At 40.4% G+C, this 7,714-nt stretch carries 4 protein-coding genes; all 4 read right to left on the reverse strand.

Translation table 11 applies throughout. The features are described 5' to 3' along the window. Positions 1 to 227 precede the first annotated feature (227 nt). The 4 genes from IM793_RS23540 to IM793_RS23555 all read right to left on the reverse strand — a co-directional run bounded on the left by IM793_RS23540 (position 228) and on the right by IM793_RS23555 (position 7,149). A complete protein-coding gene (locus tag IM793_RS23540; protein WP_193425764.1) occupies positions 228 to 1,865 on the reverse strand; it encodes a RagB/SusD family nutrient uptake outer membrane protein in 1,638 nt (545 codons plus the stop codon). A gap of 11 nt (positions 1,866 to 1,876) precedes the next feature. Beyond that, entirely contained in the window at positions 1,877 to 5,110 is a 3,234-nt protein-coding gene (locus tag IM793_RS23545; RefSeq protein ID WP_227256372.1) for a SusC/RagA family TonB-linked outer membrane protein, read from the reverse strand. A gap of 196 nt (positions 5,111 to 5,306) precedes the next feature. Next, positions 5,307 to 6,497 (reverse strand): FecR family protein, encoded by a 1,191-nt coding sequence (locus IM793_RS23550; protein ID WP_193425766.1) that lies wholly within the window; start codon positions 6,495 to 6,497, stop codon positions 5,307 to 5,309. 40 nt (positions 6,498 to 6,537) lie between these two features. Then, positions 6,538 to 7,149, reverse strand: a complete 612-nt coding sequence (locus tag IM793_RS23555; protein ID WP_193425768.1) for an RNA polymerase sigma factor — start codon at positions 7,147 to 7,149, stop codon at positions 6,538 to 6,540. Positions 7,150 to 7,714: the final 565 nt, after the last annotated feature.

Genomic DNA, 7,714 nt, shown 5'->3' on the forward strand with positions numbered 1-7,714 from the left:
AATTGAATTTGAGGCTGTATCATAAGATAGTTTTTTCCAGATTTTGTCACGTTGAGTCATTAATGACAGATACCTAAGAAATGTCTTCATCCGATAGCTATCGGATGAAGATTTCTCGCGGAAATCCATAATGTTAAATTCTCCTTTAATTTATATTGATTTTATGTGATAAATTAATGCTCAGGATGACAATTTTATATCTTATGATACAACCTCTGTAATCAGGACTAATATCCCTGGTTTTGTTTTATGTTCGGGTTTTTAGCAAGTTCGGCACGTGGAATGGGTAATAATGTACGATAATCTCCATTTGGCGAATGTGATAACCACGATTTTTTGGTGAAAACACCAAATCTGATCATATCCTGTCTACGTCGTCCTTCGGTATTGAATTCCCAACCCAGTTCATCAAGAAACCTTCCGTATTGAATGTCACTTCCACCTTCTACAGTAGAAGTTAAGTGATTGCGGAGGCCATAGTTATACACGCTGCCTGACAAAAGCTGGCTACCAGTTACGGTTGCTTTTGAAGGATTGCTTAAGAAAGACCGTTGACGAACCTGTGTTACCAATGCAGCGGCACCAGCGGCATCTCCTGTTCTTAACAGGCATTCGGCCTTCATCATTAAAACATCCGCATACCGAAGCAAAGGGAAATCGTTGTTCATCCCTACCAGGGCACCTGGTTTGAATTCAAATTTTCCTAACCTGAAACCATGTACTTCATCTGATTGATCAACACCCGGAAGCTCATTGATATAAATCAGCGGTTTGCCATTACTTGCACCAATGGTTCCCAATAAAACAGCACCTGCAGCGGTATATTGCTGCCCCTGCACATAATTGTCTTTTAGGCGGTTATCTTCAGGATCGAATGTGCTTACAAACTGTGGTGTGGCACAGATTCCGCCCCATGGCGAGTTCTTGAAGTTATAAGTAGACTGGTTTTCTGGCTGAAGTGTTTCCATGTGAAGCGTAAAGGCATCAGCGTCATTGGCTGTGAATTTCTCGTCAAAAGGAATGGCAAAAATAGTTTCTCTGCTGCCTTCATTTGCGTCAAGAAAAATAGTTTTCTGATTGGCTTCAAGCGTATATACGTTCGATGCTATGATCTCATTACAGGCTGCAATGCATTGAGCATAAGCTGGAGTGCCGATATATACATTAGCATTCAGGTAAACTTTAGCAAGCAGGGCAGTGGCAGCCCAGTAATTAAATTTACCATAAGTAGCCTGGGTATTGGCCTTGCTCAGATTTGGAAGGCTTTCAGTAAGTTCTTTAACAATAAAAGCATAAACCTGGGCGCGTGTGCTCTGCTGTGGAAGGAATCCGGATGGTACATCAAATTTATCTACTATAGGTACTCCGCCAAAGAAATCGCAGAGTGCATAATAGTAAGATGCTCTTAAGGCACGCAACTCGGCTATGGTAGCATCTTTACCCGTAGTAATTGGAATCAGGTTGGATTGAATTTGATAAAGTACACGGTTGCATGATGTAATGCCTCCATAGGCATTGTTCCAGATCTGGTAGCTATTGTCCTCATCAGATGTCCATCTATGTTCATGCATGCGGCGATAGATCCCATTGTCAACCCAGCCGTTCGGGCGGGCGGGTATTACGGCTTCATCACTTGAAATCTCGTTGGTACGAAAGATCGAGTTGTTGCTTCGTCCGAGCATTAAGGGCCTCCAATAGGTGTAACCTGCGCCAACCAGCGCCGCAACATCAGAGGTATTAGGGGTAAAATTATTTTGAATGAATGCAGCGTAGTTTTCGTCCTTTAACTTCGTGCAGGATGCTAAACTAATAACCAGGACTACAAGTGCCATGATGCCGGTGCTCAATATAAATCTTGTTTTCATGATGTAAAGGATTAAAGATTAAGAGAAAAACCTAGTGTAAAAGTACGGGCGGTAGGATACTTATCCCTATTATCATTACCAGGTGCCAAACCGCTCCAGTCTACTTCTGGATCTAATCCCTTATAGCCAGTAATGGTAAAAGTGTTTAATGAAGAAACATAAACCCTTGCGCCTTTAAGGTATTTGGTTTTTAGCTTGTTAAAGGTATAACCCAATACAATGTTGTCAATTTTCCAGAAATCGCCGTTTTCTACGTAGTAGCTGTTAAATTCTACAGGCATATTCTTATTGAGAACAGCTGTGCCAAAAACAGGATCGTAAGCTGATGTTAGCCGGTTATAGTTCTGAATACCCGTGTTTTCATAATACATTCTTTGGAAATTGAGAATCTGGAAACCAAATGCGCCCCGCATAGTGATGCTTAAATCGAGGTCTTTATACCTGAAGTTATTGTTCCATCCGCCGGTAAATTTAGGAATACCGTTTCCAAGTACTTTTTTATCTTCAAAAGCATGATTAAACTGGTTGTAGGAAACATCTTCACCATTTTTACCTTCATAAATCCACTGACCATCAGCGGTTACGCCTTTAACTTTAAAACCATAAAAATCTCCAATGTTATCGCCAACACGAACAATATTGGTAAAAGTGGTTGCTGGCGGACCTGTTGCCCCCGTAGTGAAATAGTCGTTTGTGGCCTGGTATAAATCGTTAGATAAACTAACCAGTTTATTTCTGTTGGTTGAAAAGTTGAAACTTGTTGTCCATTCAAAATCTTTGCTCTGGATCGGTACAATGTTTAATAAAACCTCAATACCTTTATTTTGCATGGTACCAACATTTGCCCTGGTGCTAGGGTAAAGGTTTGGTGGACTAGGTACCTGATAATCAAATAATAAACCATTGTAGTTTCTGTTGTAAACATCAACGGTACCTGTAACTCTTCCTTTATACATGCTGAAATCAAGACCAATATTAGTCTCTCTTTTTTCTTCCCAGCGTAAAGCCGGATTAGGGTTCTGTGTAGGAACGAGTGTCTGGATCCAGTTGCCGTTAGATAGCACATTAGCACCATAGCCTAATAATGCAACAGCGCGGAAACCATCACTTGGCTGGTTACCCGTTACACCATATCCTGCACGAAGTTTTAAGTCGTCAAAAATCGTTTGATCTTTCATAAATGCTTCGTTGGTGATTTTCCATCCAACAGATACGGATGGAAAATTACCATACGGTTTTTCAGCACCATAAAGCTGGCTGGCACCTTCTCTTCTTAAAGAGGCCATTAACAGGTATCTGTCTTTGTAGCTATAGGTTAACCTGCTAAAAAAACCAATCAGGTTGGTTTCTGAATATTTACTTCCCAATAGTGCATCTAAAGCGCGGTTTGCACCACGCCCTTGCTGAATATTATAATAGCCAAAAGCATCTGTAGGGAAATCATAATTCCGCTCATAGAAATTGAGAAACGAATTATCCTGATAACTGTACCCGCCCAGTAGCGTGAAACTATGGTCGCCCAGTTTTTTTGAGTATTGAGCTGTCAGTTCAAGCAATCTGTCTATACTTTGGGTAGAACCCAGGGCGGCATAGCCATTAAGTTTGTCTCTGATGTTGGAAATGTGGAACTTCGATTCTGAATAACCACCATTCGAAACATATTTGGTGTATGAACCTAAGGCACTTAATTTAAGATCCGCAATCGGGTTATAAGTAATCTGCGAATTTAAACGCTGAGTGGTGTTTTGGTTAAGCCCCGTGCTTTCGAAAAGGCGCGCAACAGGGTTGTCATATTCAAAATTGTTCGGTTCTTCAAAGTAATGTCCGTCACTACCGAAAAGGGGAGAGGTTGGGTTACGGATCAGGGCCTGACGGTAAACAACGCCATTGAAACTTTCACCATCCTGGGTTTGGGTATATTTATTGTTCTGTACCAAAACGCCCATGTTAATTTTTACCTTATTATCAAACATGGAGTGATTAATATCTGCCCTTGCAGTAAGCGTAGAGTTGTCAGATTTTTTAAATATCCCGTTAAAATAACGGTAGTTTACCGTAGCCAGGTAATTGGTTTGTCCGTTACCCCCGCGGAAAGTAATATTGTGGATGTTGGTAATAGGTGTCTTATTTGAAATCTCTTTTAACCAATCCGTGCTCGTGCCGAGATCGTATGATGCAAGACGCGTTCCTTCGGCAATCTGCCTGCGGTAATCATCGGCAGTAAGCATGTTGAGTTTTCTGGCAATAGTTTGTGTACTTACAGAGCCACTATATTCCACCACGTTGCTATTCTTTCCTGAAGATCTTTTAGTGGTAACGATAATTACGCCATTGGTACCGCGTACACCGTAAATGGCTGCTGCTGAACCGTCTTTTAATACATCTATTGATTCAATATCCTCCGGTGCAACCAGCTTAAGGCTACTTGGCACACCATCTACAATAACAAGTGGATCGGCATTGGCACCAAAGAGTGTGTTGTTTCCACGAAGCCTGATTTTGCTACCTGAGGTAGGATCGCCACTTGGCGTATTAACGGTTAGTCCGGCTACTTTACCCTGAATTAACTGGCCTGCATCTAATACCGGCGATTTTACAAAATTCTCGGCTTTAACACTCGCTACAGAACTTGTTACATCACCTTTACGTTGCAATCCGTACCCGATTACAACTACATCCGTTAAATTATTAAGTTCGGCCTTTAGCTGAACATTGATTTCGGTTCTGTTGTTGACCGCGATTTCCTGAGAAGCAAAGCCTACCGAGCTAAAAACCAATGTTTCGCTACCAGTAGGAACCTTAAGACTATAGGTTCCGTTCGGTGCGGTTTGAACACCCGTATTGGTGCCTTTAATTTTAATGCTAACAGAAGGGATTGGAAGACCAGCCTCATCAGTAACTTTACCTGTTACGGAGATTTCAGCTATTTTATTTGTTGTGGGTTCAGTTATTGCTCTCCGCTGGATAATGATAATATTATCTTCAAGTTTATAGCTGATGGGTTGTGACCTCAGCGAGAGATCCAATGCCTCTGCTAAACTCATTTTGTTAATTTCGATACTCACCGGGTGAGTTCCGCTAAGCATTTGCCTGGTGTACAAAAACTGATAACCGGTTTGGCGCTCAATTTCTTTGAAAATTTTTTCGACAGCTGCATTCTTTTTTGAAAGCGTTACCGTTTGTCCGCTGCTGGCTAATGAGAGCTGTAACATTAAGGAAACTAAAAGTAAGCATGTTAATTTCATAACCAGTAGCGGTTTACGCAGATAGGCCAGAAGCCTATTTACGCGTGATGCATAATAATTCATATATTTGAATGTTTGGGTTTATACTTGGTTGTACTATTGTCTGGAATACTTGGTGGCGATCCAAACGTCAGGTCAGAGTGTTACAGCACTCTGGCTTTTGTTTCATGGATTGGGCCAGCCTGTTTTTGTAAGGTTATGGCATAATGGTCACGCTCCTTCCTTTGATTTTAAAGTGCAACAATCCGGTCAGCTCCAGCCTGTGGAGCACTTCTTCCAAATTTTTTGATTTTGGAATCGAACCGACAAATTCTTCCTGCGTTACTTCACCCTGATATTTGACATCAACATCGTACCATCGGGATATTTTCCCCATCACCGTGCCGATGCGTTCATGTTCAAATGAAAAATTTCCGTTTTTCCATCCCATTACGTGGTTCGTATCAACATTAACAATACCAATGTTATGACTTAAAATGGCCTGCTGACCAGGTAAAATTATTTTTTTTCTGTCGCCTTTACTTACTTCTACCGACCCCTGAAGCAAGGTTGTTTTAGGGATTTCGCCATCTCCGTATGCGCAGATATTAAAATGGGTACCCAGCACTTTTACATTTGAGCCATCAAAATCGACGATGAAAGGTTTGTTCGGATTATGGGCTACCTCAAAATAAGCTTCGCCTTGAAGGGCAATTTTTCTGGTATTGCCCGAAAAAACTACCGGATAAGTTATTTTACTCTCTGCATTCAGCCAAACTTTACTTCCATCAGGAAGATTAACGCAATATTGTCCACCGCGGGGCGTTTCGATGGTGTTTGAATTACCCGATGCTAAAGCGGTTGCGGCATTAATCTTTCTATATTTTAAAAGACCCTTACTTTGTTTTTCGATAGAATAGCCATTTTCTACGGCGAGTTGTCCATTTGTGAAATTATTTACTTCAATACGCTTACCATTTGAGAGAATAAGCAATACTTTGTCACTTCCTCCATAGATAGCTTTTGCATGTGGGATGGTTGTGTTTTTGGACAATGTGGTGCGTTTGTTCCCATCTGCATTAGCATAGTACAAAAATATAGATGAGCAGGCTACAACCAATACTGCAGCGGCAGCCATGAGTTTAAAAGCTGAGCGTTTCCAGAATGGTATGCTCATATCCTCTAAAGCATCTAAGCGCATTTCGATCTTTTTCGCTAAATCTTCGTTCTGTTCTACCGCTAAGCTGTCTGTTTTTTGTTCGAATGATGCGCTGTACTCTTGCATGAATGCGTTTAGCTCAGGCTCATCTAATTGCTTTAACCAATTAAAAAAGTCCTGCTGTTCAGGCTCAGTCAATTCACCCTGAATCAATTTTTGCCTGAGTTGCTCAACATCCTTTTGTTCCATATCTGCTTAAGACGGATGTGGAACAAAAAAGGCCCCCTCGTTAAAGAAAAAAATATATAAAAGAAATAAAAGGTGCAATCCTGTATAAATGTTTCAGGTGATTTCTCAGAAAAGCTATTCCGGTATAGAGCTGTTTTTTGACCACCGATTTGGATATTTTTAACTGTAGTGCAATTTCATCAAGAGAAAGGTCATCGTTTATTTTGAGCTCAACAATTTTTTTTCTTTTTTCAGGAAGCAGGTTAATGCCGTTGTATAGCTGGCTTAAGGTCTGTGAATAAATTAAATTATCGTCTGTGCTAACAGAACTGTTCTCTTCAAGGGTTTTTGAAACCTCTTTTATCCTGATCTGTGTCTTTGATTTTCGGATATGATCGATTAAAAGGTTTCGTGCACAACGGTAAAGGTAAGGTTTGAAGGATCCGATAAGGGGCAGGTTTTTCCTGTTAAGCCATATTTTAACAAAGATGTCCTGCACAAGCTCATCTGCCAGATCGGTATTACCAGAAATCGAAGCGACAAATTTTCTTAGATTATGGAGATATTTCTTATACAACAAATTAAACGCCAGACGATCACCATCAGCTACACGCAACAAAAGTTCTAGTTCCTCTGAAACATCTTTCATCTGTTTAATAAATTTGGTTAGCATAAAAACCCCTTAATTACTAAATTGAGGCCATTAGCACTCAAAGAAGTTACGCTATAAAGTTATGTTTGATTAACTTACCAGCGTCTAGTTTCATAAGACGTCCGCACGAATGTAGTAACACTTATTAAATAAAAAAATAAAGTAGCGGTATTTTTAGCGTATTTATAACGTTTATTTTTTTCTAGTCCTTTCAGGCGCCTGTAAAATTGGTTTCTAAATGAGTTAATAGGGCTTATTAGAAGGAATATTTTAAATATACTGGCGTAAATGGTTGTTAATAAGTTTTTCGATACACGAGGATGGAGGCATTGTAATCCGGGCGGGTTGCATGCTTGGACTTTTGTCAAGGGCGTCATTTCGACAGTAGTGGAGAACCCGAAGGCTCTGCGAAGCAAAATCTTTTAAATTTGATTTCAATAAATAGCACAAAGATCTCTCCACTTCGCGTTGCTGCGGTCGAGATGACGACCGTTTTATTGGAATCTGTCAATGGTAGATGAGTTTACAAACTCAATTAAAACGAGTCACAGACTCTTTCTCTTATTAATCCGTAGAACCCTTCGGA

Origin of the sequence: Pedobacter sp. MR2016-19, from assembly GCF_014947265.1 — a bacterium.
Classification (GTDB): domain Bacteria; phylum Bacteroidota; class Bacteroidia; order Sphingobacteriales; family Sphingobacteriaceae; genus Pedobacter.